This is a genomic window from Prosthecobacter sp. (assembly GCF_044232965.1).
In the GTDB taxonomy this organism is placed as follows: domain Bacteria; phylum Verrucomicrobiota; class Verrucomicrobiia; order Verrucomicrobiales; family Verrucomicrobiaceae; genus Prosthecobacter.
Genome location: NZ_JBIIKX010000078.1, coordinates 1 through 25765 on the forward strand (window position 1 = coordinate 1; position 25765 = coordinate 25765).

General features: G+C 61.3%; 23 protein-coding genes. 5 read left to right on the forward strand and 18 right to left on the reverse strand.

All coding sequences use genetic code 11. From position 1 onward, the window contains the following. From ACILSI_RS22670 to ACILSI_RS22705, 8 genes are all read right to left on the reverse strand, one after another. A partial coding sequence (locus tag ACILSI_RS22670; protein ID WP_395724199.1) for a hypothetical protein occupies positions 1-452 on the reverse strand: 452 nt, incomplete at its 3' end. Positions 453-480: 28 nt separating this feature from the next. Beyond that, positions 481-1830 (reverse strand): metallophosphoesterase family protein, encoded by a 1350-nt coding sequence (locus ACILSI_RS22675; RefSeq protein ID WP_395724200.1) that lies wholly within the window; start codon positions 1828-1830, stop codon positions 481-483. Between the two features lie 15 nt (positions 1831-1845). After that, positions 1846-4470 (reverse strand): FAD-dependent oxidoreductase, encoded by a 2625-nt coding sequence (locus tag ACILSI_RS22680; protein ID WP_395724201.1) that lies wholly within the window; start codon positions 4468-4470, stop codon positions 1846-1848. A gap of 7 nt (positions 4471-4477) precedes the next feature. Next, positions 4478-5542, reverse strand: coding sequence for a sialidase family protein (locus ACILSI_RS22685; RefSeq protein ID WP_395724202.1), 1065 nt, complete (start codon positions 5540-5542; stop codon positions 4478-4480). 125 nt (positions 5543-5667) lie between these two features. Further along, positions 5668-6645: a PmoA family protein gene (locus tag ACILSI_RS22690; RefSeq protein ID WP_395724203.1), complete on the reverse strand. Its 978-nt coding sequence runs from the start codon at positions 6643-6645 to the stop codon at positions 5668-5670. Beyond that, positions 6642-7766, reverse strand: a complete 1125-nt coding sequence (locus ACILSI_RS22695) for an exo-alpha-sialidase (protein WP_395724204.1) — start codon at positions 7764-7766, stop codon at positions 6642-6644. The genes ACILSI_RS22690 and ACILSI_RS22695 overlap by 4 nt, the downstream gene beginning before the upstream one ends. A gap of 31 nt (positions 7767-7797) precedes the next feature. Then, the gene (locus ACILSI_RS22700) at positions 7798-8892 is read right to left on the reverse strand and encodes a sialidase family protein (RefSeq protein ID WP_395724205.1); all 1095 of its coding nucleotides are present in this window, start codon (positions 8890-8892) and stop codon (positions 7798-7800) included. Positions 8893-8906: 14 nt separating this feature from the next. Continuing rightward, positions 8907-9668, reverse strand: coding sequence for an RraA family protein (locus ACILSI_RS22705; RefSeq protein ID WP_395724206.1), 762 nt, complete (start codon positions 9666-9668; stop codon positions 8907-8909). Between the two features lie 68 nt (positions 9669-9736). On the opposite strand from ACILSI_RS22705, the gene ACILSI_RS22710 reads away from it, so the two are divergent. Then, positions 9737-10822, forward strand: a complete 1086-nt coding sequence (locus ACILSI_RS22710; protein WP_395724207.1) for a substrate-binding domain-containing protein — start codon at positions 9737-9739, stop codon at positions 10820-10822. Positions 10823-10835: 13 nt separating this feature from the next. Here the strand turns inward: ACILSI_RS22710 and ACILSI_RS22715 are convergent, their stop codons facing one another. The 4 genes from ACILSI_RS22715 to ACILSI_RS22730 all read right to left on the reverse strand — a co-directional run bounded on the left by ACILSI_RS22715 (position 10836) and on the right by ACILSI_RS22730 (position 13007). After that, on the reverse strand, positions 10836-11048 hold the full coding sequence (locus ACILSI_RS22715; RefSeq protein ID WP_395724208.1) for a hypothetical protein: 213 nt from the start codon (positions 11046-11048) through the stop codon (positions 10836-10838). Between the two features lie 39 nt (positions 11049-11087). Further along, positions 11088-11873: an SDR family oxidoreductase gene (locus tag ACILSI_RS22720; RefSeq protein ID WP_395724209.1), complete on the reverse strand. Its 786-nt coding sequence runs from the start codon at positions 11871-11873 to the stop codon at positions 11088-11090. A 72-nt stretch (positions 11874-11945) separates the two neighbouring features. Next, positions 11946-12173, reverse strand: a complete 228-nt coding sequence (locus tag ACILSI_RS22725) for a hypothetical protein (protein ID WP_395724210.1) — start codon at positions 12171-12173, stop codon at positions 11946-11948. 117 nt (positions 12174-12290) lie between these two features. Beyond that, positions 12291-13007 carry a hypothetical protein gene (locus ACILSI_RS22730; RefSeq protein WP_395724211.1) on the reverse strand — a complete coding sequence of 239 codons (717 nt, stop codon included), beginning with the start codon at positions 13005-13007 and terminating at the stop codon, positions 12291-12293. A 115-nt stretch (positions 13008-13122) separates the two neighbouring features. Here ACILSI_RS22730 and ACILSI_RS22735 point away from each other — a divergent pair, with 115 nt between their 5' ends. Together ACILSI_RS22735 and ACILSI_RS22740 are read left to right on the forward strand one after the other, a co-directional pair. After that, complete coding sequence (locus tag ACILSI_RS22735; protein WP_395724212.1) at positions 13123-14124, forward strand: permease; 1002 nt, start codon at positions 13123-13125, stop codon at positions 14122-14124. 8 nt (positions 14125-14132) lie between these two features. Further along, complete coding sequence (locus tag ACILSI_RS22740) at positions 14133-15407, forward strand: hypothetical protein (protein WP_395724213.1); 1275 nt, start codon at positions 14133-14135, stop codon at positions 15405-15407. A 128-nt stretch (positions 15408-15535) separates the two neighbouring features. Here ACILSI_RS22740 and ACILSI_RS22745 read toward each other — a convergent pair whose 3' ends face one another. Together ACILSI_RS22745 and ACILSI_RS22750 are read right to left on the reverse strand one after the other, a co-directional pair. Continuing rightward, positions 15536-16660: an Ldh family oxidoreductase gene (locus ACILSI_RS22745; RefSeq protein ID WP_395724214.1), complete on the reverse strand. Its 1125-nt coding sequence runs from the start codon at positions 16658-16660 to the stop codon at positions 15536-15538. Between the two features lie 57 nt (positions 16661-16717). Then, positions 16718-18037 carry a nucleotide sugar dehydrogenase gene (locus ACILSI_RS22750; protein ID WP_395724215.1) on the reverse strand — a complete coding sequence of 440 codons (1320 nt, stop codon included), beginning with the start codon at positions 18035-18037 and terminating at the stop codon, positions 16718-16720. A gap of 93 nt (positions 18038-18130) precedes the next feature. On the opposite strand from ACILSI_RS22750, the gene ACILSI_RS22755 reads away from it, so the two are divergent. Further along, entirely contained in the window at positions 18131-18856 is a 726-nt protein-coding gene (locus ACILSI_RS22755) for a hypothetical protein (RefSeq protein ID WP_395724216.1), read from the forward strand. A 102-nt stretch (positions 18857-18958) separates the two neighbouring features. After that, positions 18959-20176, forward strand: coding sequence for a TMEM43 family protein (locus tag ACILSI_RS22760; protein ID WP_395724217.1), 1218 nt, complete (start codon positions 18959-18961; stop codon positions 20174-20176). Positions 20177-20198: 22 nt separating this feature from the next. Here the strand turns inward: ACILSI_RS22760 and ACILSI_RS22765 are convergent, their stop codons facing one another. The 4 genes from ACILSI_RS22765 to ACILSI_RS22780 form a co-directional block, all read right to left on the reverse strand. After that, the gene (locus ACILSI_RS22765) at positions 20199-21683 is read right to left on the reverse strand and encodes a flavin monoamine oxidase family protein (RefSeq protein ID WP_395724218.1); all 1485 of its coding nucleotides are present in this window, start codon (positions 21681-21683) and stop codon (positions 20199-20201) included. A 101-nt stretch (positions 21684-21784) separates the two neighbouring features. Next, positions 21785-22672: an MBL fold metallo-hydrolase gene (locus ACILSI_RS22770; protein WP_395724219.1), complete on the reverse strand. Its 888-nt coding sequence runs from the start codon at positions 22670-22672 to the stop codon at positions 21785-21787. 114 nt (positions 22673-22786) lie between these two features. Beyond that, positions 22787-23701 carry a thiamine pyrophosphate-dependent enzyme gene (locus ACILSI_RS22775; RefSeq protein ID WP_395724220.1) on the reverse strand — a complete coding sequence of 305 codons (915 nt, stop codon included), beginning with the start codon at positions 23699-23701 and terminating at the stop codon, positions 22787-22789. Between the two features lie 36 nt (positions 23702-23737). Further along, entirely contained in the window at positions 23738-25540 is a 1803-nt protein-coding gene (locus tag ACILSI_RS22780; protein WP_395724221.1) for a 2-oxoacid:acceptor oxidoreductase subunit alpha, read from the reverse strand. Positions 25541-25765: the final 225 nt, after the last annotated feature.

The following is a 25765-nucleotide window of genomic DNA, read 5'->3' on the forward strand; positions in this document are numbered from 1 at the left end:
CAGTTCTCCATTTTGGAATGAGCCGGGCCCAGGAATCCCGCCGCGTGGGGAGGAGAGCCGGTGTCCGTGGTGAAGTGCAGCAGCGAACCGATCCAACGCGAAGCATTGTGCGTGGACTCCGTGCGCACCGCCTGCAACGCACGGCGAAAATACGGCGAATAAGTCTGCTCCACCTCCGGGCAGATGTGCTGGTAGTGCCGGGTGGCGGCGGGAAAGAGCAGGTAGTCGTCGGCATAGAAAACCTCGTCCGAGCGCACGAGCAACGACTGCCGGAGATCTGCCATCCACACATATTGAGCGAGTCGTTTCGCATCGGGACCGAGCCGCTGCACCAGCGGATCATTTGCGCCCATCGCGTCGAGCGCCGCCTGCGCGATCTCGCTATGCGGCCCCCAGGCGAAGGCGTTCACCGAGAGCAGGACGGCGCTGACAATGGTAACAGTGAGCTTCATAATGAGTGGGTGAGTGGAATGAACCGTTCTATGCCGTCAGCGCGAAACCGCTTACCGCGCATTCGGTCATGCGCAGCGACAGCGTGCCGACGTCCAGACAGCTTTGCGGGATGGTGAAGGTGACATACGAGCCATTGCGCTCGGTCGAGTTCTCGATGGGGTCCCAGGCTTTGCCGTTGGCGGAAACTGACAACCCGGTGGGTTTGTCGGAGATGGAGGCCATGAGGACGACGCAGCGCTTTGCTTTGCCTTTTGCGAGGCTGAGCGGGAACTCGTAGTCGAGCTGGCGCACATAGGTCCAATAGTTCAGGCACCAGGCGGCCTTGGTCGTGCGGCGGTAAGGTTCATCGCCTTCACCGACGAGCACCTTCCACAACAGGTCCGCCTGAGTCTCGAAAGGTAAAAACAGAGGCTCTGCTCTTGCCGTCACTTCGGGTGCGGAGAGTGTGTAACCGGCGGCATCTCCGACGTGGCGGAAGATGCGGCCCACGAGCCGGCCTGCGCTAAAGCACCAGACCCAGTAGCCGGGATTCTCCTTGCCCCAGGAGGTGCGGTTGCCCGCGGTGATCCAGGCATTCATCACATTCTCGCCGCGCGGGATGGCAAACTGCCGGTCACGATTCTCGTGCTCATGGCCGCCGATGAGCCAGAGCTTGCCACGCGCTTCCGCTAAGGCCGCACGCACGGCGGAGGTGATGCCACGCTCGCGCACGATGCTGCCAACGGAGGGCTGATGGACGGCGGTGATGAGTGTGCCGCCGGGGCGATGCAGCTTTTTCACCTGATCGCAAAACCACGCCTGCTGGGCATCGCCGAGCAGTCCGCAGCTCCCGCCATTGGCGATGATGAACGGCACGCCTTTGGTCTCGAACGCATGAGTCACGGGTGTGTCGCCATAGACGCTGCGAAACAGTCCGTGGTCATCCTCGCCGGGGTAAGTATCGTGATTGCCGAGCGTGAGCTTCACCGGTGCGAGTCGCGCGAGTTCTTCATAGTGCGGCTTCATCGCGCGATACTCTTCCACGGCGATCTTGCGGTCGTTCTCGCTGGGAATAGTGCCAAAACTGCTGGAGGCGGCGCAGATCAGATCGCCCACGATGCCGATAAAGGCCGGCCGCGGATTCATCGGCGCGATTTCGGCGATCATCGGCGGCAGAATGTCCTCCGGCTTACCGCCGCCGTAGTGAATGTCAGCCATCCACAGCGCGGTGAAGCTGTCGCCTGCGTGCGGGTCAAACCCGAGCTGTTTGTAAGCCTCCTCCAACGTGGCGGCGCGGCGTGGTTCATTCACGACTGCCGCGAGGGAACGATGCAGCGGCGTGAGGGCGGTCGAACCGAGAGCGGCTCCGGTTTGATGCAGAAAATGACGACGGTTCATGTTGGAGTGTTGGAGTCACGGTTTCTGAAACGGCACAGCGGCTTCACGCAAACGCCGCTGGAGTTCCGATGCATTCACGCGCTGCACGGTTGTTTTGTCCTTCTGCGTCATCGCAGCGGCGGTGCCGGCGGCTTGGCCGAGCATCATCCAGGTGGGCTCGACGCGGAGGGAGTTGAAGGCGACTCGGGAACTGCTGAGGGCGCAGGTGACGAGCAGGTTGTCGCACTCGGAGGCCTTCGGTGCGAGGGCGCGATAGGGAATCTGATAAATGGGCGGGATGACGAGATAGCCGCCTTCATTGATGACTTCTTTGCCATCCGGCGAAGCGAGGCGGCGCACGACGTGCGAGTCCACGGGGAAGCTGCCGAGGGCGATGGCATCGGGCTTGGTGAAGTCGGCAAAGAGGTCGCGCTGGGTCATGACGAAGTCGCTGATCATGCGGCGGCCTTCGCGGGCGTAGAGGTCGTAGGGCCAGTGGCCGTTGTCGGTGAACTCATCTTTCGGCAGGCCCCATTGCTGGAGATTTTGCCGAATGGACTCGGGCACGGAGGGATCGGTGCGCAGGAACCACAGCATGCGATGCGTGTAGCCACGATGCGTTTCCCAAATCTGCCTGCGCTCTTTCGGCGTGGCGGCGGGATAGGCGTCCGCACCGCCAGCGAGGCCCCAGTGGAGCAGGTAGTTCACGCCGTCGTTCATCTTGGTTTTTTGGCCGGGGACTCCGCCGCCGAAGCCAAACTTAGCGTCTTTGCCGAGTCGGGCGATTTCGCGCCGCAGCAACTCGAACTCGGCGGGATCGTAGTTGGGCGGCACGGTGAGTTCCACGCGTTTGGCGGGATCTTTGGTGAGGCAGGCGTAAAGATTGGCGCATTGCAGGTGCTTGTCGCCATCGCCTTCACGCACATCGGTGGTGAGGCCCTGCACATGCGGAAGCAGCGTTTTGCCATCGGCAGCAAGGCCGCTGATGGGGCTGCTCATGATGGGGAGATCGATGGGACCAGGCGGATTCTCGAGTTTCAGCAGCACGCCGGCGAGTGACTCGCCATACTGCGCACGGGATTCGCGACCGATGGTGAAACTCACACCCGCGAGCGGCAGCAGATCGCCGTAGTAGGTGGCGTCAATGAACACCGGAGCCTCAATGCGGCCACGATAGTCGGAAAAGATCCGCACGAGATGCGCTCCCTTCTTTTCGGCACGCACGGGCTGGAAACGATCCGCAAAGACCACGCCCTCGGCTTTGAGCCATTCACTGAGGATCTGCTCCATGATATGCGGCTCCGGCGTGGCGGTCTTTTTGCCGTAGTGAGCATCCACTTTGACCCGCAGCTCAGTCCACAGTCCGCCGACACTCTCAGGCTTCATGCGGTCGATCTCGCCAAAGCCAATCGTCTCGGCAAAACGTCCGCCGACATGCGCGGAAGGGTCCACAAGTGTGACGTGCGCGAGACCAGCGCGTTTTGCAGCGATGGCCGCTGCAATGCCGCTGGGTGTGGCCCCGAAGACGGCCACATCGTAGGGCTGCGTGATGGGATTTCGCCCGGTGGCCTGATTTACGATGACACGATGCCTTGCCTTTTCGCTGAAGCTGCCGCGCAGGACATCGTCTTCGTGAAAAACGGTCATGAGGACCTGCTTCTCGAGGGTCTTTCGATTGTAGTCGTAGATGAGGCGGATCTCGCCTGGCGGACCCTCGATGGCATCGGGATAGGAGACGCCACCGCGTTCATCAATGAGCAATCCTTTGCCCCAAGTGCGGCCATCATCCTCCGAGAGATACGCCGTGAGATGCGAACGCACCGTGCCCGCATGACGCACCATGAGCAGTCGCCCGCTGGCGAGCCTGCGGATGAAAAAACGCGACTCTGCATGCTGGATGCCTGACGTGGCGACGTCCGTCCACGACTTGCCGCGATCTTTGGAAAACGATTCACCGAGGCCGTAGCCTGTGCGCACGAGCATCCAGAGCGAACCGTCCTTCCGCTCGACGATCATGTTCTCGTCGCCATTCCGGTCCTCGTATTTCGGGATCGTCGCACTGCCGAACTCTGTAAAAGTCGCGCCCTGATCGGTGGAGCGCAGGATGCGCGAGCTGTGTTCGTCACGCCAAATGCAGGTGGGCATCAGCCACTCGCCCGAAGTGAGCACCGTGGGCTTGTTCAGCATCACGCCCTTGCTGAGGTAACGCGGCTGCGACCACACCGGGTTCTCCACCAAAGCGTCCTCCGTCATGATGGCGAAGTTGTGCATGGAGGCTGGGTCCTTTTGCGACCAAAACAACCACAGACGCCCCTGCGGATCGTGCCACAGGCAAGGATCAAAGGCCCGCACCGGCCCGCTGCCATCGGGATCAATGACCAGCTTCAACTTCGACCACGAGAGCCCGTCGTCGCCGCTCGTGGCGAGCATGACAAAGTTATGCTGATCCTCCCCAAGGCCCCCGCCATACCACGCGGCCCACAGTCGGCCATTCTTCGCCCGTTCGATGCTAGGGATGCCCTGATGCATGCGCCGATCATCCGCATACTCCGCCTTCGGTGAAAAATCCGGAAGAGTGGCCTTGGCAGCAGCCACTGGATTAGCGGCTTGTATTGTCGGCATCGTGGCGATGACGAATAGGATGATGAAAACCAGTTTCATGATGGGCTCATTTCTTCAAGACGATCCGTGCCGCGTGGATGTCGCCATACAGCTCGCCGGGCGAGCCTTTGATCTGTGCCCAGATGGCCGCGAGCGTGCCGTCGGGGAGTTCGGTCAGGGTGGGATAGCAGATGGACCAGCCACCGACTTTCGCGGGGCGATCGGCGAGGAGTGCGGGCTCGCTCCACGTCACGCCTTCGTCGCGGGAGGTGCGAATGTGCAGTGGAAAGCGCAGAGGCGTGGGGCCGGGATTGTAAGTGAGCACAAGCGTGCCATCGCGTGTGCAAAGCAGGTGCGAGGCACTCGATGTGGCGGTGAGGCCTGTCTTTTCAGGCGCACTCCAGGTCTCGCCTTTGTCGGTGCTGATGGAGCGCCAGAGCTGGCCGTCCTTCGTGCGCAGGATCATGTGGATCTTGCCGGACTTCGTCTCCGCAATGGTCGGCTCGCCGCCCTGGCCTTCGGGATTGGCCACTGCACCGAAGCGCGTCCACGTTTGGCCACCATCGCGTGATTTCATCACGCCGCCGGCCTTTGTGCCGCGTGTGTGAAGCGGCACGAGCAACTCGCCGGTGGACAAAGTAACGCCATTGGAGCGTGTGGTGTGATTGGGCTGGTGGAGCTTCACCGGTGCTGTCCATGTCTGGGCCGAGTCGCTGCTGCGGCGGAAGTAGATGTCGATCTGCGGATCGAAGCAGGAGAAGAACAAGAACGTCTCTTTCCCGGCGACGAAGAGTGAGGGATCGAAGTCGGCCCTGCCCGCGATGTCCTGCAAGACGGTCGCCTCGCCCCAGGTGCGGCCTTGATCCGATGAAAACGCCTGCACGATGCGCTGCGACTCGGCCCCTTCCGATGGCGACGAGAACCACGCGGCCATCAACCGGCCATCCGGCAGCAGCGCGATGCTCGGCCCGAGATTGTATCCCGAATGGTTCGCTGGGTCCTTCGGATCGGTGCTGGTGTGCGCGAAGAGCACCGCGCGGTCTAGGATATGGATGGCGGATTTTTCAACGGCGCGGAGTGGGGCTAGCGATGCGAGCAGCAGCGTGATGAGAAGTGTGAAGGTGATATTCATGCGTGTATCAGGTGATCGGTGTCGGCACTCCACTTGGCGCATCCCAGTTTCCGGCTCATCGATGAGCCGGGAGCTTGAGAGACACCTCTTCTGCTTATCGCAAAAAGACGAACAGCAGACATGGGTCACTCCTCTTTGGCATAGCTTTGGAATCTCGCCTCCAGAGTCTCGGGCTTTGGCTGGCCTTTGGCGAAGTAGAAACGGTAGCGCAGGGTGAGGCTGTCGCCTTCCTTGATGGTGTAGTCGCCAGCGCCTGCGGGCTTGTCGGGTTCGAAATCGTGAAGGCCAAAGGGATTCACGGCGAAGAGTCCGTAGTCGCGGGCGTGCCAGGTGGTGGGAGAGCGGAAGTTACTGGGATGGCTGAAGATGACGACGCCGACGGCATTGCCTTTCGGGTCGGGGCCGTAGTAGCAGACCCAGTTCGCGTGCTTGCCCCAGATATCGAGATCGCGGACGCCGTTGCTGTTGAATGCGTGCCCGGTTGAGGGACCCGTTTTCACGCCGCTCTTGCTGCTATTCATGCTGAGCGATGGGCAGAGACGCAGGGCCATGGTGCCTTCTTTGGTGTCACCGATCAAGACATCGCCTTCAGTGGCCTTCAGCGTGATGTCGAAATCGAGTGTCTTCTCGCCCTCTGGCAGCGCGGTGATGGTGATGCGGCGCTCGTCAGTCATCACGGCCTTGTTGTCCGGTCCGATCCATCGCGTCGAGGCGGTGAAGCGCCCTTGATTGCCTGTGGCCTGCACATCTGAGAAGCCGGAGTGAACTTGCTTGCCGAACACCTGATACTCCGCCCAGAAGTTGATTTCATTGATCCGCGAGTGTCCAAACCACAGCGAGCGATGATGCGGATGATCCACAAACATCGCCTCGCCCGGCACATCCTTTTTCATCGGAAACTCTCGCGACACATTCACCCCAGCCGCACCGATGAGCGGATACATGTAGGGCCGCGCCACCTCCTTGGTGATGTATTCCGTGAAGACTTGCCCATCGATCTCGACGCTCATGCCTGCCTCACTGGGTTTCAGTGAAACGGTCTGTGCATGGGCGAGCAGAGGGAGTGCGAGGAGGGTGGTGAGCAGGGTTACGATGGGCTTCATTTTTGGAATCGGACGCGTGCTATGTAAATCGCGCATGGCAGCTCCACATGGCGGTTCGGAGGTGGATTGCCGTCTTTATCCTCATGCGAGGAGTAGTAGCTGACCCAGAGCTCATCTTTGTGCCACACCATGCCTGCATAACCCGTATCGCTGCCGCCGCTGGGGAGCTTCAGCGCGATGTCGTAGTGCTCACGGTCCATGCTGGCGATCACGGTGGAAAAAGGCTGCCGATAGCTGCGGCCTGCCGAGATAAGCGAGTCATCGGGCAGCACGATGAAGTTCGGTCCACCAAAGCGGTGCTCGGTCTCATGCCAGCGCCATTCGCGATACGGCGGCTTGCTGCTGCCGATCCAGCCAAAGTAGTTGCCGCGTTCGCGCCGCACCATCGCGATCATTTCACCATCCGGGCGAATGCGCACGGTGGCTTCGTTGGGACGGCCGGGCACGTCGAGATGCGTCACCAGTTCCCAATTCAAGCCATCTGTGCTGGTTACGAGCTTCACTTTCCACGGATAAGGACCGGGCGGCACCGGGCCGTTCGTTTCCGCAGCCTCCGCCACCTTGGGATCGGGGTGTTGCGCACGCAGGTAAGGATAGCTGATGCCATAAGCCTTGCCTTCGTGCCAATCAACGCGCCAGAGCCATTGGCCCTCTTCGAGAACTTTGGCCGGCTTGGTCCAGGTGATGCCATCGGTGGAGAACATCACACGCGGTTGCTTCGTCTTGAGCAGCGCTGGCTTGGTCTCCTGGTTCCAGACCGATCCACCCGCGATGATCATCAACTGCCCATCCGGCTTGATCGAGAACTTCGGATCGCGCAAATCAACACCCGCCTCATCGATCAGCGCCGCTGAGGTCCACTCGACGCCATCGGGCGAATGCAGCACGCGCACCTTGCCGTCATCGCCAGCATGCGCGATGCCCTCGCGGAAGCAGCAGAACCACTGGTCTCGAAAGCGGGTGAGATCGGTGAAGGAGTTGTTCTTGGCCTGGTCCCAAATGCGCTTCGATTCGACGAGGACGGGCTTTCGATCCTGCGCAGAAACGGAGGGCGCGAGGCAAAGAAGCGCCGCCAGCGGAGCCAGTAACAGGGTGGTGATGAATGTGAAAGTGTGCGTCATGAGTCGTGTGTGAGTTCAGCCGCCATGACGATTACCGCAGCCAATCCAGTGTGATGCGGCGGATGCGGAGGCGATTGAGAGCGCCGACCTTGCTGTCGCCGGCGCAGTAGCCGATGAGCATGGAGTCGCCGATGAAGTGGATGGCGGTGTAGTGGTAGAGGCCGTCGGGGTCGCTCTCGATGAGCTTGCGCTGTGGCCAAGTTTTGCCGCCGTCGGTGGAAAGAGCGGCGACGAAGGGATTGCGCTTCTTCGGCGGGAACGGAAATATGCCGGAGTGATCGTTGAAGATGGCGAGGAGGTCGCTGCTGCCGGGAAGGCGCTTGATGCTGGCGGGACCGTTGGGCGATTTCAGCTCGGTGGGCTCGGGTGGTGTGAATGTTTGGCCTGCATCGCTGGAGCGGAAACTGTATTGCGTGCCTTGATCGGTGCGGGACCACGAAAAGAGGCTGCCATCGGCGAGTTCGACGACGCCGGGCTCTTGCAGGCCGCTGCCGCTGCGCACGGGCATGGCCCACCAGCTTGAGGATTCGGTCCAGGTGGTGCCTTCATCATCGGAGTAGAGCCAAGTGGCGATGGCGCGTGCGTCCCACGATTTGCTGGTGTGCGGATCGGTGCCGCGGGAGCGATGAAAGGCTAGCGGCACAATGAGACGGCCTTTCGCGGTCTGGATGACGCGGTCGTTGTTCAAAACGAAGTAGCCGGGAGCTTGCTGGATGAGCTTGGGCTCGGTCCAGGTCTCGCCGTCATCGCTGGAGAGGCGCATGTGCGGGCGGCAGTCGATCCAACTGTTTTTGATGCAGTAAAACATGGCCAGCTTGCCGCTGGCGAGGCGCAGCAGCGAGACGCTCATCACGTTGTTGCCTGCGGTGTTTTCCACCACGGTCACCGGAGCACTCCAGGTGCGGCCTTGATCATCGGAATGGATTTTGACGAGGCGTGCGGGGCTCTCATCGCCATTGCCGCCGTAGAACTGCGAGTAGATGAAGATGACGCGGCCGGAGGCCAGCGTGGCGAAGGAGCCTTCGGAGTTGCGCGGGTGTTCCTTGGAAGGTTCGACGTTGAGCGTGATGATGCTTTCGGCGTGCGCCAGACAGGCGATGGCAAGAAAGAGTGTGATGAGTTTCATGAGTCTTGATTTGGCTACCACTCGCCTTCGCGGCTGAACTTGGCTTTCACGTTGGCACTGAACTGAGTGATGGAGGCTTCGAGATTGGCGAGGAGTTCGTCCGTGCTGCGGCCTGCGCTGTCGCGGGCGGCGGGGATGACGGTGGTGCATTCGTTTGAGTCCATAAACCGGGCGGCTTCGAGCAATCTCGGCTGGTCTTCGGGTGGGATGACCATGAAGCCGTGCTTGTCGGCGTGGATGAGGTCACCCGGATGAACGGTTCGGCCAAAGACCTCGACTTCGCAGTTCCAGCGCACGGGATGCACATGCGCATGGCCGACGCAGAGGCGGCGGGCGAGGGCTTTGAAGCCGGCGTTGGTCATTTCATCGAGATCGCGGATCGCGCCGTCGGTGATGGTGCCGACGCAGCCGAGGGCGCGAAACATACTGGCACTGACCTCGCCCCAGGCAGAGCCGAGGACGCGTGGTTTGTCGAGATCCTGCACGACGATGATCTTCGGACCTGGAATGCTGGCGATGTAGCGGCGGAACTCTTCTCCAGCCTTAGGATTCGTTTGGCGGTGCGAGGCGTTGCCGGGTTCGATCACCAAGGTGACCGCATAACCAACCATCGGGCCCATCTGCGGCATGAAATCGCGGGTCTCCTCGATGTTGAAGGCGTCGGCGCCGGGGTTGTGCTTCGTGATCTGTTCCCAGCCGTTGTAGATCGTTGGGGTGTTCCAGCGCTTGAGTTGAAGAAGATCGCTGTGAGAGAGCGGACGCGAGGTGGGAGACATGTGTTTTAAAGTAGGCTTTTCAAACGAGCGGCAACAAGCCTATGATGCTGGTCTGTTGCCAGCACCAGATGAATCCCCCCTCCCCTTCCGGCCCCAAACCACCCCAGCGTGTCTCGCTGGCGGGTCTGACGGCGCAGAGCCTGCGCGAGTCCATGCAAGCCGGGCACTGGCAGGGGCATCTGCCGGGCGAGCGCGAGCTGTGCGCCCGTTTGCAGGTGAGCCGCAGCACACTGCGCTCCGCGCTGGATGAATTGCAACGCGACGGCCTGCTGGAGGTCACGCAGCGGCAGCGGCGGCGCATCAAAGCACCAAAATCTCACGCGGAGCCGGTGCCTTCACGAGTGATCGCCATCCTGTCCTCGCGTCCGCTGCTGGCCATGGCCGCTTCCTCGGTGGTGATGGTGGATGAACTGCGGGATAAACTCTCGCAGGCCGGGTTCAGCCTCGAAATCCATGTCAGCGTGGCCTGTTTCTCCAGCAAACCGGCACGGGCGCTGGAGGCGCTGACGACGAGATCGCCCGCCGCCGTGTGGGTTCTGTTTGGCTCGCTGGAGCCGGTGCAGCAGTGGTTTGTGCGTCGTCAATTGCCCTGCCTCGTGGTCGGCTCATGTGCGCACGGCGTGCCGCTGCCATCGGTGGACGCGGACTACCGCGCCGCCTGTCGGCATGCCGGGGCGCTGCTGCGGCGCAAAGGCCACCGGCGCATCGCTCTGATCCGCCCGGATGGCGATTTCGGCGGCGATCTTGAGAGCGAGCAGGGACTGCTCGAAGCCCTGCGAGGCGATGCAACCGCCAGCCTGCTGGTGCTGCGGCACAACAGCACGCCCGAGCATCTCTGCGCCCTGCTGGAAAAGGCGCTGCGCTCACCGCAGCCGCCCACGGCCTGCGTCGTGGCACGGACGGTGCATGTGCTCACGGTGATGATGTTTCTCATGCAGCGCGGCAAGCGCATCCCACAGGACATGGCGGTGGTCTCGCGCGACAACGAGCCGTTTCTCCAGCATGCCGTCCCGCCCGTCACCTGCTACGCCGCGAGTTCGGCGCAGTTTGCCCGCAGGGTGTCCAAGGCGGCGCTGCAACTGGCGGAAACCGGCAAGCTGCCGCCGAAGGCGCTGCGCCTGATGCCGCAGTTCGTGCGGGGGGCGACGGTTTGAGGAATGATGGAAACTATTCAGCACCCATCTCAAATTCGCGTTTATTCGCGCTCATTGGCGGCCATTCGCGTTGAAAAAAAGCCGCGCCTTCAATTCTCAACGCGAATGATCGCGAATATCCGCGAATGAGCACGAATCCCCCTCCTCCTGAATAGTTACGAATGCAGAATGAACGCGCAAGTTCGTAGCGGAAGACGTGCGTCTTCTCACGAGGATTGATGGGCATGACGAGAGCTCTTTCGGCGTGCTGACTCCCGCCGCTACGTCACCAGGAGGTCCAGCCGCCATCGACGGCCAGATTTTGGCCGGTGATGAAGGATGAGGCATCGCTGAGCAGGAAGATCACGGAGCCTGCGATCTCATCCGCCTGTCCGACACGACGCAGGGGCACTTTCTGGGAGAGACGCTCGATGAACTCGGGCTTCTCGCGTTGCAGCGTCGGATTGGGGAAAGGACCAGGGGAAATGCTGTTGCAGCGCAGGCCTTGCGGCCCCCAATGCACGGCCAGGTAACGCGCCATCTGCTGGATACCCGCCTTGCCCACGCCATACTCGATGGGGTTCGGATTCATCGGCGCGGCATACACCGTGGGATCAGGCGAGACACTGCCATACATGCTGGAGAACAGCACAAGGCTGCCCCTGCCCTGCTCCGCCATGCGCTGGCCCACGGCGCGTGCGAGCGCGAAGGTGGCGGTGAGGTTGCCGTGATTCGCGTGATCAAAGTCCTCCACGGTGAGATCATTGAAACGCTTCGCCGTGGAGGCGTATGTCATCACCACCAGGCCGTGCGGCACACCGCGTGTGGCGGTCTGATCCTGCACAAAGGCGTTCACTGCCGTGGTGTCTGCCGCATTGAGCGTGGCGGGCGTCACCGATGATGACAGGTCCGTTTCATGCACCATCCGGGCGGCACGATCTTCGAGATCCACACACAAGACCCGCGCTCCCATCGAGACCAGTTGCCGCACCACGGCCTGGCCGAGATACCCCGCTCCGCCGAAGACCCAGATGTCGCGCCCGTCGAGTTGAAATGCTGTGGATGGATTCATGCGGGCAACAAACGCCGCATGAACCCGCCTGCCAGCCTGGATCGGTGGAATCTATGCGAGACCAGCGTGGAGCTATTTGACCACTTCTTTCTTGGTCATCTTGAAGGAACCTGGGGATTTGGCGAACTTCTGCATGCAATCGGTGCAGCAGAAGGCCACGAATCCGTCTGCGGTCTTCACGCGGTAGATCGGGCGGGCAGGCTTGCTGTCCACGGGACAGAGTTCATTGATCGGCCAGGCGGCGAAGACGGTGGCGGTCATCGCCAGACTGAGGAGGAGCGGGGCAAGGAGTGCTTTCATGGGATGTGGGTCAGGTTGGATTTCCGTGCGCGTTACCCCATGAACGCGCTCCTGCCGCCGCCTTGTAGCCCAAAGCAATTCACGCCCACCGATGCGCAAAGCTGGCGCAATCCGAGGTTATTTCTCTTCAATGTCCCAGTATTCCAGCTTCGCGATTTGCTCGGGTGTGAGTGAGTCAAGCCAGCTTTTGCCATCGGGGCCGAGGTTGTTGGGAGAATGCCAGTCCAGCGTGCCGTCAGGGCGAAGTTTCTCCACAGCAACAGAGCCGTCGTTGCGCCCGATGATGTTTTCGCTACCTCGCCAAGACCGGCCTCTCTTTCGAGAAGTGTCGCCGAGCCACTGGGGAATCGCAGGGCGTGCGATGTCCCACTTGGGAGGCCAGGATGGCTTCAAACTGTTTTCAATGATGATAGGGATCTTTGGATGGGAGGCGTCTCCCTGATGTTTCAGCAGCATCCAATGGCATTCACCGGCACCGAGAGCTTTTTCAAAGGCGGGCGGGCTGCCTGTCACGCCGTCCGGCTGAAAAGGGCTGTCAGGACAGCCAAAGATACGTTCATCGTCAGTTTCAATTCCGAACAACTTTCGGAAAACTTCGTTGGATGAACGCAAAGAGCCACCGAGGCGATCTGGATAGATTCCTCCTTTGTCTTTCGAATACATCTTCAGCACGAGAATGATCTGCGTGCAGTTGTTCATAGCTTTCAACTGCATGCCCATCATTTGAGCCCGAGGATGGGTGCCTCGAACATCAAACAACCCCACGAGCAATAACCCGAAGCCAATTGCGCCCCACTGCAAGCATCCCCAGCGCTGTTTCGGAATCTCAATCATGTGCCCATTGCATCAAAACCGCCCGCCCATGGCAATCTCATTTTGCGAATCAAGCGGCCACCTCAGCTTTCCCGCTTGAACCCGCCCCTGGAGAGCGTTTAGACAGTCCCAATCCATGATTTTTCTCGCTGAACTGCCCGCTCCCAGTCGTCTGGGGGACGTTTTGATGTCCTTCTTGAGCATTGTCTTCGAAGGCGCTCCCTACATTCTCATCGGCACGGTGATGTCCGGCTTCATCGCGGCGTTTCTGCCCTCGAAGCTGCTGGAGCGTGTGCTGCCGAAGAACCGGGTGCTGTCCACGCTGATCGCCGGGTTCATGGGGCTGATCTTCCCGGTGTGCGAGTGCGCGGTGGTGCCGGTGGTGCGGCGGCTGGTGCAAAAGGGGCTGCCGCTGTCCTGTGCCATCACCTACCTCGTCAGCGCGCCGATCATCAACCCCATCGTGATCTTCAGCACGATGAGTGCCTTTCAAAACGTGGAGGCCAAGACCGGTGTGCTGGGCAGCGGCGGCATGGCGTTCGCGCGTATCTCGCTGGGCTATGCCATTGCCGTGATCGTGGGCCTGCTGCTGCTGCGCAAGAAGCCCGGCGAGGTGCTGAGCGCCAGCGTGGCCGCCGGAGTGGCCAGAGCCGCCGCCGAGACTGAGGAGCCAGCCAAGCCGCCCTTCAACGACCGCTTGGTGCATGCCATGCGCACAGCGATGCGCGACTTCCTGGACACGGCGATGTACTTTGCCATCGGCGTGATCATCACCAGCGTCTTCAACACACAGATCGACCAGGCCAAGGTGGATCTGGTGGCGAGCAGCGACTGGACGGCCATCCCGTCCCTGATGGGCCTGGCCTTTGTGCTGGCGCTGTGCAGCACCTCGGACGCCTTCATCGCCGCGCCGATGGCCGCCTTCTCCAGCGCCGCGAAGCTGGCCTTTCTGACCTTCGGGCCGATGCTGGATGTGAAGCTCATCTTCATGTATTCGGCGGTGTTCAGCCGCAAGTTCGTCATCTGGCTCTGCATCGTCATGTTTGTGATGGTGGCGGGCCTGGCGAAGCCGTGGACGATGATGATTGATCAAATTCAGCCAAAACCCGCCGCCGCGGTCAAAGCCTCCCACCCCTGATTTCTGCCATGAAAGCGCAACGTCTCCTCATTCATCTCCTCAGCGTGCTGCTCCTGATCCTCTGGGGCGGCGTGATGATCTACTTCCACGTCAGTGGGCGCGTCATCAACTATCTGCCCTCGGACGGCCTGTTCCGGCCGCTGATGCTCATCGGCGGCATCGGCCTGGTGGTGCTGGCCTTGTTCAACCTCTTAACTTACTCCCAGGACGAGGGTGCCTGCTGCAGTCACAACCACGATCATGCCCACGACGGCCCTTGCGGTCATGATCATGGGCATTCACACAAGGAAGGCGGCTGCGGGCATGATCACAGCCATGACCACGCTCATGAGCACCAGCATGAGCACAAAGACGGCTGCTGCGGCCACGATCACGGGCATGCACACACGCACGAGCACCAGCACGACCCCAAAGAGGGCTGCTGCGGTCACGACCACGGCCATGCGCACACGCACGATCATTCCCATGATCACGCGCAGCACGACCACGCCCACGGCATCCTGGAGGAAGGAAGCTGGATCGGCCGCCTCACGGCCATTCTCATCCTCGCCGTGCCGCTGACCCTGGCCGCCGTGCGCACGCCGGACCAGTTCAGCGCCAACGCCATTCTCAACAAGAACTTCTACACCCCCAACTACGGCACCGGCGCACGCGCTGAGCAGTTCTCCCTGGCAAACAAAATGGAGGCCGCCAAGGCCGCCGCACCGAAAACAACCGCGCCCAAGGCGGATGCTGGCACTGCCACGCCCCCCACCACGTCCAACAACGCGCCGCCCCCCGGAGTCGCCACCGCGAGTGCCGCGATGGCCGACGGAACCAAGAAGGTGAACGAGAAAGATCTCCCCAAGCCTGCCCAGGAATCGAAGAGCTACGGCACCTTCACACTTGAAGACCTCAAGGCCCAGGTGCCACAGAGCAAGGACGGCAACTTCATCCTCGAAGTGCCCGAACTCTACTACACCGGCGGCGATGTCGAGGTGCAGAAGGTGCTCACCGGCCAGATGGTCGAAACCATCGCCCAGGTGCTGCCGGAAAAGGTGAACAACGCCGAAGGCCACCGCCTGCGCATCTTCCGCATGCTCGTCCAGTGCTGCGCCGCCGACGCACGGCCCTATTCGGTGCCTGTGGATTTCGGCAAGAAGGCCCCTGAGTTCAAGGAAATGGCCTGGATCAAGGTCGTGGGCAAGATGGGCTACAAAAAGGAGGGCGACCAAACCGTCCCCATCATCGAAGCCACCAAGGTCGAGGAAACGACCGCGCCAGACAACGCGATGATTTATTGAGGCGTACAGTAGCCATCTTGCTCCGCAAGATGAGCTGAGCGCTTTCGCACAACATCAACGTCTCCGAAATCCGGAGACGTTTCAGTCATGTGGCCGGTGAGCTCCTCTCGCGGAGCGAGAGGGCTACTTTACGGCACATCGTAAGTCTTCAGGCCCGCCACGTCGAAGCGTGCCGAGCCGACTTCATCGGCGATCTCGTTGAGCGCCTCGACTTCGGCGGTGGAGAAGAGCAAACCGCCCGCTTTCGCGGTGTGCGCGGCATTTTGCGCCTCGGGCTGGCCAGGAAGCATGCAGTTCTCGTTGCCGTGGCCGAGGATGTCGTCGATCACCGCCTTAATGTTCTCATTGAAGTTGCGACCGTTGGAGAAGAGGCCGGTGCTGATGGCGTCAGGATGGATGACCTGGAAGTAGAAGCTGCTGGTGCGCTTCTCGCCTGCCGGGAAGGGCTTCGATTTGATGTCAGGATGCGCACCACCGCCGCGCAGCGTGGGCAGACCGCCGCCGATCATGCCGCCCATGACTTCGATGAGGAGCGAGAGGCCGTAGCCTTTGTGTGCGCCAAAGGGCAGCAGCCAGGCCGCTTCATTCGCGTCGGTGGTCGGTTTGCCTTCTTTATCGACCGCAGCACCGGGAGGCAGCGGCTTGCCTTCGCGCTTGAGCTGCTGCACGCGGCCCATGGCGACGGTGGAGGTGGCCCAGTCGATCACGATGGGGAAACCGCAGGCATCCTGCGTCGGCAGGCCCCAGGAATGCGGATTCGTGCCGAGCACGGGGAACTTGCCGCCAAATGGCACAACCTCGCCGAGGGTTGAAGTGCAGTTCGTGTAGGCGATGTAGCCTTTTTTCGCCGCGTCCATGACGTAACCGCCGCCCCAGAGGTAGTGGAAGGCGTTGTCCACGCTGACCTGGCCGATGCCGTATTTGTCCGCCATCTCCATGCAGCGCTCCATGGCGCTGAAGGCCACGCTTTGGCCGAGCTTCAATTTGCCGTCCCAAGCTTCACTCGCAGCGAAGGACTTCTTGATCACTTCGATCTCCGCGCCGGGCTTGCAGCCGCCGGTGGCGCTGCCAAACAAGTGGTCTAGATGCAGCGCCTTGATGGCGTTGTGCGTGCGGATGCCGTGAGCGGACGCCATCTCGCAAAACCGTGCACCATCAGCCGCCTCCGCCTGCGTGTAGCCGCGATGCTGGTAGGCGGCGCGGACGAGTGCGTTGTGGGCTTCAGTGGGAACGATATGATAGGTGGTTGGCATGGTTCGCGGATGATGACGAGACACACGCGGCGTGCAAGGCGCGGATTGCGCTTCGCCTCACCAACAAATGCCCTCGTAGCTCCACGGCAGCGCCTTGAGCTCCGGCCAGCCGTTCACATCAATCACATGCTTCCCTGCCCCGGCCACGTCGCGCAGCGATTCCACCTCCACGCACTTCTGGGAAGCGATGATGACATCGCTCTCGCGCACGACTTCTTCGGCCGAATCGCAGAGCAACTGCGCCAGATGCGGCATGCGGCGTTGGATTTCGGCTTCGTTGGCACCGATGAGGCGCGTGAGATTGATCGACGGATCGAAAATGCGGAGCAGGTAGCCGCGTCCGAGCAGCGTTTCGGCAATGGCGACCATCGCGCTGCCCCGCATGTCGTCGGTGTCGGCTTTGAACGCGAGACCGAGCAGGCCGACGCGGCGGGCGTCCTTGCCGGCGATCTGATTGAGCAGCATGTCGAACTGCGCCTGGTTGGACTCCATCACATGATCGAGCAGCGGCAGATTCACACCCTCGATGCGAGCGAGACCACTGAGCGCGTTCACGTCCTTCGGCAAACAGGAGCCGCCAAACGGGTTGCCGGGCCTCATGTAGTAGCGTGAGATGTTCAGCCGCTCGTCGCGGCACACCACGTCCATCACGCGGGCACCATCGACGCCAAGATGCTTCGCCATGCGACCGATCTCGTTGGCAAAGCCGACCTTGAGGGCATGGAAGTAATTGCAAGCATACTTCAGCAGCTCAGCGCCCTCCCAGGCGAGGATTTGCGCGTTCTTGCCGAGCAAATCGAATGCTTCCGTGCTTGTCGGAGCATTCCCATCATGAGTGCCGACAGCGGCGAGCGAAGGATCGCGAAAATCGCGCACAGCAGTGCCCTCACGAAGAAATTCGGGGCAGTAGTAAACCCTCAACAGGCCGGACTTGATGAGATCGGCGAAGAACTCGCTCACAATGGCGCGTGTGCTGCCTGGAAGCATCGTGCTGCGGAACAGAATCGTGTGCGGCTGTTGCTTCTCGCGGATTGCGGTGGCGATCTGCGCGGAGACCTTGCGCACGAAGTCGAGATTGAGCCGGCCTGCGGCCTGGGAAGGCGTGCCGACGCAGATGATGCTGACTTGCGAGGCTTTGACGGCGGCCGTGGCATCCGTCGTGGCGTCGAGGCGGCCCTCACTCCTGGCTGATTGCAGCAACGCCTCAAGTTCGGGCTCGATGATGGGCGAGATGCCTTCCTTGAAGGCATCCACCTTCGCCTGCTGCACGTCGGCTCCAATGATGTGATGCCCCTGCTCCGCCAGACAGCCCGCCGTCACCGCCCCGACGTAACCGAGACCGAAGATGCTGACATGGTGCGTATTGTAGGATGCCATGGGTTAATCAAGCATGCCCTCATGCGACAAACAAACATCTTCACAAGATGCCATGCCTTTGCCAGATTGGGCCGGATGAGGTTCCGATTGAAAATGATGCGAAAAATCGCGACGTCCGCCCTGCTATCCTTAAGCTTGTGCCAAGCCGCCCACGCTCATGTGGCGGACGAAAGCAACCTGCGGGTGAAGGTGGAGCCACACCGGCTGGAAACTCGCCTCACCTTCAATCTTTTCACGCTGACGCGGTTTATGAAGATCGACAGCGACGGGGACACAAAAATCAGCATGTCTGAACTGACGGCGGCGGAGTCGGGCATCGTTGATTACCTCAACAAGCATGTGAAGCTCCTAATCAACCAGCAGAAGACCGCGCTTGGGGCCGAGGCCCGGTTTGCGTGGCTGTGGCCGAATGCCATGAAGAGCCCGCCGATGAACGAGCTGGAGTACACGGCACGAAATGTGGATGTGACCTTCGTGCATGAGGTCAAAGACCGCCTGATCGAGAGCCTGTGGATTGAGTTTGAGATTTTTGAGCAAACCGGACCGCTGCAGACGATTCGCGGCGTCTTTGAGCAGGACGACCTCGTCACTGAGATGCCGTTCAGCGCCCAAGAACCTGAATTCCTCTATGCCACAGGCTTTGCGGATGATCCGTTCGTGAAGGAAGCGGAAAGCAAACCTGCGACGGCTTCGAGAGGGCAACGCTGGTGGATGGTTCGCGCCATGGTGCTGATGGCGCTGCTGGTCCTGGGCCGCAGGACCGTGCTTGCGGCACGCGCTCGCAAGGCCGTCACGCGCCGACGCCGCGCCAGACGGTGATGCCGAAGGATGAAGGTTTGAACGGCTCGCGGCAGAGTTTTGATCAGACATTGGCGATTGAGCATTGCCAGAACGGCACCAAGACATTAAAAAGAACCCTATATGGCCATCACTGAAGTCACTCGCGAAGGTTGGTTTTCCCGTCTGGGAAAAAGTGTGGGAGGAATGTTCGGAGGAATCATCCTGTTTCTCATCGGCATCGGCGTCACCGCTTGGAATGAAGGACGCGCGGTGAAAACCGCCCAAGGGCTAGCCGAAGGCTCGGCCGCGGTTGTCAGCGTGGATTCAGCCACCGCCGACAGCGCAAACGAGGGCAAGCTCGTTCATCTCAGCGGGCTGGCCACCACCACGGAAACCTTGCGCGACGACATCTTCGGCCTCGAAGCCAAGGCGCTGCGTCTTGAACGCCATGTGGAGATGTTGCAATGGAAGGAAAAGAGCACGAGCAAGACAGAGAACAAAGTCGGCGGCGGCACCGAGACCACGACCACCTACACTTATGAAAAGGCATGGTCGGACAAGGTGATCCCGTCAGACGAATTCAAAGAGGCGGACAAGCATGCGAATCCCGGCGTGATGCCGTTGGAGTCGGCCTCACAGTCGGCAAAAGTCGTGACACTCGGCGGTTTCCAGCTTGGCAGCAGCCTGGCAGGGCAAGTGGGGGATTCCTCCCCCCTGCCTCCACCAGCCCAGCTTCCCGCTGGATTCAAGGCGCAGGGAAACACCATCTACCGCTCCGCGGCTGCTCCAGCCAGCCCCCCGGCGGCGACCGCGAATCCTCTGGGCTCTGGCATTGTGACTCCAGCAACCACCACCACGACAACGACAGCGGGGCCGCAGGTCGGTGATGTGCGCATCACCTTCAAGGCCGTCATGCCCACCGAGGTTTCGGTCGTCGCTCAGCAACGCGGGACCAGGCTGGAACCCTACCGCACCAAGGCCGGCACCAGCATTGAACTGGTGGACGATGGCGTGGTGCCAGCGGCAGACATGTTTGCTTCCGCCGTGGCCACCAACAACATGATGACGTGGCTGCTGCGTTTCCTTGGCTTCCTCGCCCTATACATCGGCATGAGCATGCTTCTGGCCCCGCTTGGCGTGCTGGCGGATGCGCTGCCATTCCTCGGCGGCATCATGCGCTTCGGCACGTCGCTGATCGCCTTGGTGATCGCCGTGCCCACCTCCCTCGCCACCATCGCCATTGCCTGGCTGGCCTACCGTCCGGTACTGGGCATCACACTCCTTGTGATCGGAGTCGGTGTGCCCATCGCTCTTTTGATCATGAAAAAGGGCAAGACCGCCGCGCCTGCCCAGGCATAAGCACGACGCGCCATACTCACGCTCAGCCCATCGCCTCAAGCGCTGCCCGCTCACCGGACTCAACGCCGCCGTTAATGAAGCCGGGGGAGACGGTGCTGGTGTGCTCACCGGCGAAGATGAGACGACCATCCAGCGCGGGTTTAGGTGACTCCTCATACATCCAGGTGTACTGGCCGACGAAGGGGCAGCTGTAGCTGCCTTTGGTCAAAGGCTGTTTGGGCCAGTTCATCGCGGCGGCCTTGCCATCATAAGCCTTCTTCAAGCCAGGGATGGCAGCATCCAGTTCGTCAAGATAACCGGCCATCATCCCTTCGGAATAATTTTCCCCGCGGCGGCCACCCAGCAGATTTGTGATGATGCCGCGCTCACCAGGCTGTCCACGACTGGTCTCCCACACGTTTTGAAAGGTCGGCTCCATGGCGAATGCGCTGCCGTTGCCGATGAAGTCGCGCCCAGGCACCGGATCACGCCACATGCGGCGGGTGAAGCTGCGGAAGACCTTCACATTGGTGCCGTAGCCCATCTCGCGGATGCAGCGCTTCTTGGAAGCCGTCAGCGGCAGGTCAAACACCCCCGGCACACCACGCAGCACCGTGAAGGGAATGGCCAGGATCACGCGCTCGTAGTCCACCGTCTTCACACCGGCATGGGTGCTGAACTTCATCGTCACCCGGCCGTCTTGGTCGGCGATGCCTGCGAGCTTGTGCCCCAGGTGCAGGGTGACCTTGCTGCCGAGTCGCTCCATGAGCACGGTGGGCAACGTGTCGTTGCCGCCCTGGATGCGCCAGGCCTCGTCACTGTCGCCAAAGATCTGAAATCCTTCGGACACATCAGAATTGATGAAGTCGATGAGATTCAGGCAGGACTGCTTCTCCGCCGAAGCACCGAGTTCCGGCTCGTACGCGGCGATGAGGAGCTGGATCACCCACGGCTCAATGCCACACCCGCGATCCTTCAGGTAAGCAGCAAGCGACATGCGGTCGAACTGACGCGCCTTGTCCGTGAAATTGCCCTCCGCATCGTACAAACCGTCCGCATCCGCCGCGATCTTCGCGCCCAGCGGCTTGAATGCGGCCGGGATGTCATGATCCGTGCGCAAACGTTCCTCCAACCAGACAAAATCCACCCCGGTCTCGCCCCGGCGCAGGTTTTGCATCTTCACGCCGAGTTCCTTCGCCAGCGCGATGATGTGCTTGTGATTGGTATCGACCAGCTCGGCTCCCAGCTCCACAAACTGGCCGTCCGCGTTGAACTGACGCTTGGTGAACATGCGCCCGCCCGTGCGGTTGCTGCCCTCGTAAAGATGCACCTCATGGCCTTTATTTACCAGCCGCCACGCCGCCGTCAGACCGGCAATCCCACCGCCCACGATGGCAATCGTCTTTTTGCCGTCCCCGCCGGTCGTCGCACAAGCTGGCAGCAGCATCCCCGCTCCCGCCATCGCGGCCTGTTTGATGAACCTTCTTCTCCCCTCCTGCTCCGGCATGCTTTGCAGCAGAAGCTTCATGACTTGGCGAAATAGAGGAGTGCGTCCGTGGATCATAGGTGTGGAGGATAGAAAAATCCTTTCACCTCGGACAAGCTCAAATTGCGCCAGGCCAGCTTTGCTCACCGACCCTTCACACAGTACAAGCGCACGCCGTCGGCGCACATGGCGGTGCCGTTGCCGATTTCACACATCTGCCACTGCGCTTCGGTGAGGCCGTTTTGCAGGGCGATGGCATGTTCGGCGGCGAGAAAGCAAGCGCGGTTTTCCTCCTCGCTGACACCTTCGGCCAGCCAGGCGGCGACGCGCTGGTGGATTTCCGTGATGCGCGGACGATAGGCGGTCAAGTGAGAGGTCACATCGTGAACAGGGCCGAAGTGCGTTAGGTAGAGCGTCTTGAAGTTCGCAGCGCTCAGGCGGTCCACGGACTGGACATAAGCGACGGGATCAAACTGCGGCGGGGCGGCAGGAACGGAGAGATAGCGCGTGTTTTGCAGCCGCATGCCGGCCACGTCGCCGGTGAAGCAGACATCGCCAATGACGAAGGCGTGATGATGACGCGCATGGCCGGGGGTGTCCCAAGCGAGCACTTCGATATCACCAAACTTCACGCTTTGGCCGTCCTGCATGGCGAGGACTCGATCCGCTGGCGCGGGGAGCATGGAGCCCCAGAGCGGGTCCATTTGATCCCCATAGACCATGCGGGCGCTTTCGATCAAACGAGAGGGGTCGATGAGATGCCGCGCAGCACTAGGATGGCAGTGGATCGTGGCCCCGTTTTGCGCGAACCAGCCGGCCGCCCCGGCGTGATCGAGATGAATGTGGGTGACGAAGACCTTGCGGATGGCAGATTCCTCGACGCCTGCGGCCCGAATCGCCGTGCGCAGGGTTTCCAGCGTCGATCCCGGTCCCGTCTCAACCAACGCGTACTCCCCGGCGCTCTCGACGAGATAGGAGGCGATGAGGCCGGGGGTGTTTTGGAAAAGGAGATCGAGAGTCTGGATGCGCATGGGCGGGCGGTGCTCCCTCGTCAAGATTGGTCAAAACGTCAAGTGGTGGTCAAGAAGTCGTGCCGTGACCGACTTGACCTACTTGACCACTTCCTGACTCCTTGACTGCTGCGATCACCGCATGATCTCCAGGCGCTTGCGCAGAATATCCTTCTGGCTGGCGCCGCCGAGCTTGGCCTGGGTGGAATCGATCCATTTCTGCTCCATGGCATTCTTGGTGGGGCGCTGCGTCTGGTAGAAGACGCCGAATTTGCCGGGAGAGGGCAGATCGGCGAGCTTGTAGGCGGCAACGTCGTCCTGCACGTCGTGCTGGGTTTCGTCGATGATGTCATAGACGCCGCCTTTGCGTGGAGTGCTGTCATCGAAGCTGCCTTCGTAGAACATGACGCACTCGCTGAGGCACTCGACGACGCTGAAGCCGTCATGCAGGATGGCGCGCTCGAAGGTATCGACCATGTGCTTGACCTGGGCGGCATGGGTGCGGGCGATGAAGGTGGCACCGCTGGCGAGGAGCTGCTTCATCGGGTTGATCGGACGGTCGATGCTGCCGGTCGGATCGGTTTTCGATTTGAAGCCCTGCGGGCTGGTGGGGCTGGTCTGCTTCTTGGTCAGGCCATAGACGTAGTTGTCCATGATGACGTAGGTGAGCTTGATGTTTTTGCGCGCGGCGTGGTTGAGGTGGTTGCCGCCGATGGAGAAGCCATCACCGTCACCGCCAAAGACAAAGACATGCACATCGGGACGGCTGAGGGAGATGCCGGTGGCGAGGGGTAGGGCACGACCGTGGATGAAGTGGATGCCGTGCGTGTTCATGAAATACGGGAAGCGACTGGAGCAGCCGATGCCGGCGACGCAGACGATCTTTTCATGCGGATACTGGAGCTTTTCGAGCACCTTATAGAAGGCAGCGAGCACGGCGAAGTCGCCACAGCCGGGGCACCAGGTCGGGTGGTCGGCGGTGAGGATCTTTTTGGTGAGTTTGTCGGCGACAGGAGTGGCAGCCGGGGCGTCAAGTGTGGCGGAGGACATGGGTGGAAAAGTGAAAGGTTGGGTAAGCGGGGCGGATCAGTTGGCGGCCATGACTTTTTCAACGCCGGTGACGATTTCGCGGATGCGGAAGGCGAGGCCGTCGGTCTTGCAGACGGACTGGATCTTCGGCTCGGCGTAGGCGGCGCGGAGCATCATGGCGAGCTGGCCGTGGCCGTAGAGGCCGTAGTCGTTCATCTCGACGACGACGACTTTCTTGAACTTGGCCCACAGGCGGTCGAGTCCGGCGGGCATGGGGTGAATGTGGCGGATGTGCGCCGCGCCGACTTTGTGGCCTTCGGCCAGGAGGCGGTTCACGGCCTCCTTGATCGGACCGTAGGTGCTGCCCCAGCCGATGAGGAGGACGTCGCCCTCCTGCTCGCCGTAGATCTCAGGCAGCGGGAGTTTTTTGCTGAGCTCGACGAGCTTGTTGCGGCGCTTCTCGGTCATCTGCGTGTGCATCTTCGGGCTGCCGGAAGGATGGCCGTGCTCGTCGTGCTCCAGACCGGTGACGTGCGGGTATTTGCCCGCGAGTTTCGTGCCCGGAGGCGCGTGGTGGGTGACTTTGTCCAGCGGATACGGCTTGAAGTCCTCTCCACGGTCGGAGAGGTCCAGCGTGGGCTCCACCCAGTGCTTGTCGAGATCCGGCTCGGTGAAGGCCTCGATGCGGCTGCTGAGCGCCTGGTCGCTGAGGATGATGACCGGGCAGGAGTATTCGCGGGCCAGTCTGCCAGCCTCCAGGGCGATGTAGAAGCAGTCTTCCACGTCCTGCGGGGCGAGAACGATGCGCGGGCAGTCGCCATGGCTGCCATAGATGGCCTGCATGAGGTCGGACTGCTCCACACTGGTGGGCAGGCCAGTGGAGGGGCCGCCACGCTGCACATTGATGACGATGAGAGGGATTTCCGCCATGCTGGCGTAGCTGAGCGCCTCCATTTTCAGGCTCAACCCCGGGCCGGCACTACCGGTGACGGCGAGATGACCGGCGTAGGCCGCGCCGATGGTCATGGAGACGGCGGCGAGTTCATCCTCTGCCTGCACATAGATGCCGCCGTATTTCGGCAACTCGCTGCGCAGCGTCTCCATGATACTGGACCAAGGAGTGATCGGATACGCAGAACCGTAACGCACACCGGCGGCGATGAGACCCATGGTCATGATGGTGTTTCCATCGGTGCTGATGCGGTGCTCGTCGGTGTGCTCGCCTTCCTCCAGGTTGAAGGTGCCCATGTCGCCGATGGGGTAGGCGTAACCGGCGTCAAAGGCCAGCATGGCATTGCGCAGCACACTTTCATCCTTCTTGCCGAACTGACGGGTAACGATGCCCGCGAGCTTTTCCTTGTCGAGCTGGTAAACGGCGCAGAGCAGGCCGAGCACGAACATGTTCTTGCCACGGTCGCGGGCGCTGCCGCCGATGGCCTCAATGGTGGCGGCGGTGAATGGCACGCCGATGTGGTGGATGCCGCGATCCGTTTTGAATTCTGTCACCTCGGCGCTCTCGTAGATGCAGATGCCGCCAGCCCGGAGGGAGCTGATGTGGCTGTCATAGCTGTGCTGGTAGAAGGCTACGAGCACATCGGCCTCATCCCCGGCGGTGAGCACATGGCCGGAGCCAAGGTGGAGCTGGAAAATCGACGGCCCGCCCGAAATCGTGGAGGGAATCGTCATGTAGGTCATCACATCGTGCTGCGTCCGGCCGGCGAGCCGGGCGAGGAAGCCACCGATGGACTGGATGCCATCCTGGGAGTTTCCGGCGAGGCGGATGACGGCGTTGCGCAGGGCTTGAGCAGGGGCAGACGAGGCGGGAGCGGAGGCGGGAGCGGAGGCGGTGGCTGTGGACATGATGAGGTGCGGGCACAAACGACCCGCTGGTTGGTGGGTGACAGAAACGCCATCTTATGAGGGCTTTTGCAAATCGTCTATGTTCTCGAACAGCTTTTTTAGGCGAAGCGCCCCCGACGATCAAAGACCTTGCTATCTCCCCTATCGGTGGGACTATGCCGACCCTCAAAACCCGAGGGGATCGCATTATGAGTCAACACACCTTCCCTGAACTGGGAATCGCCC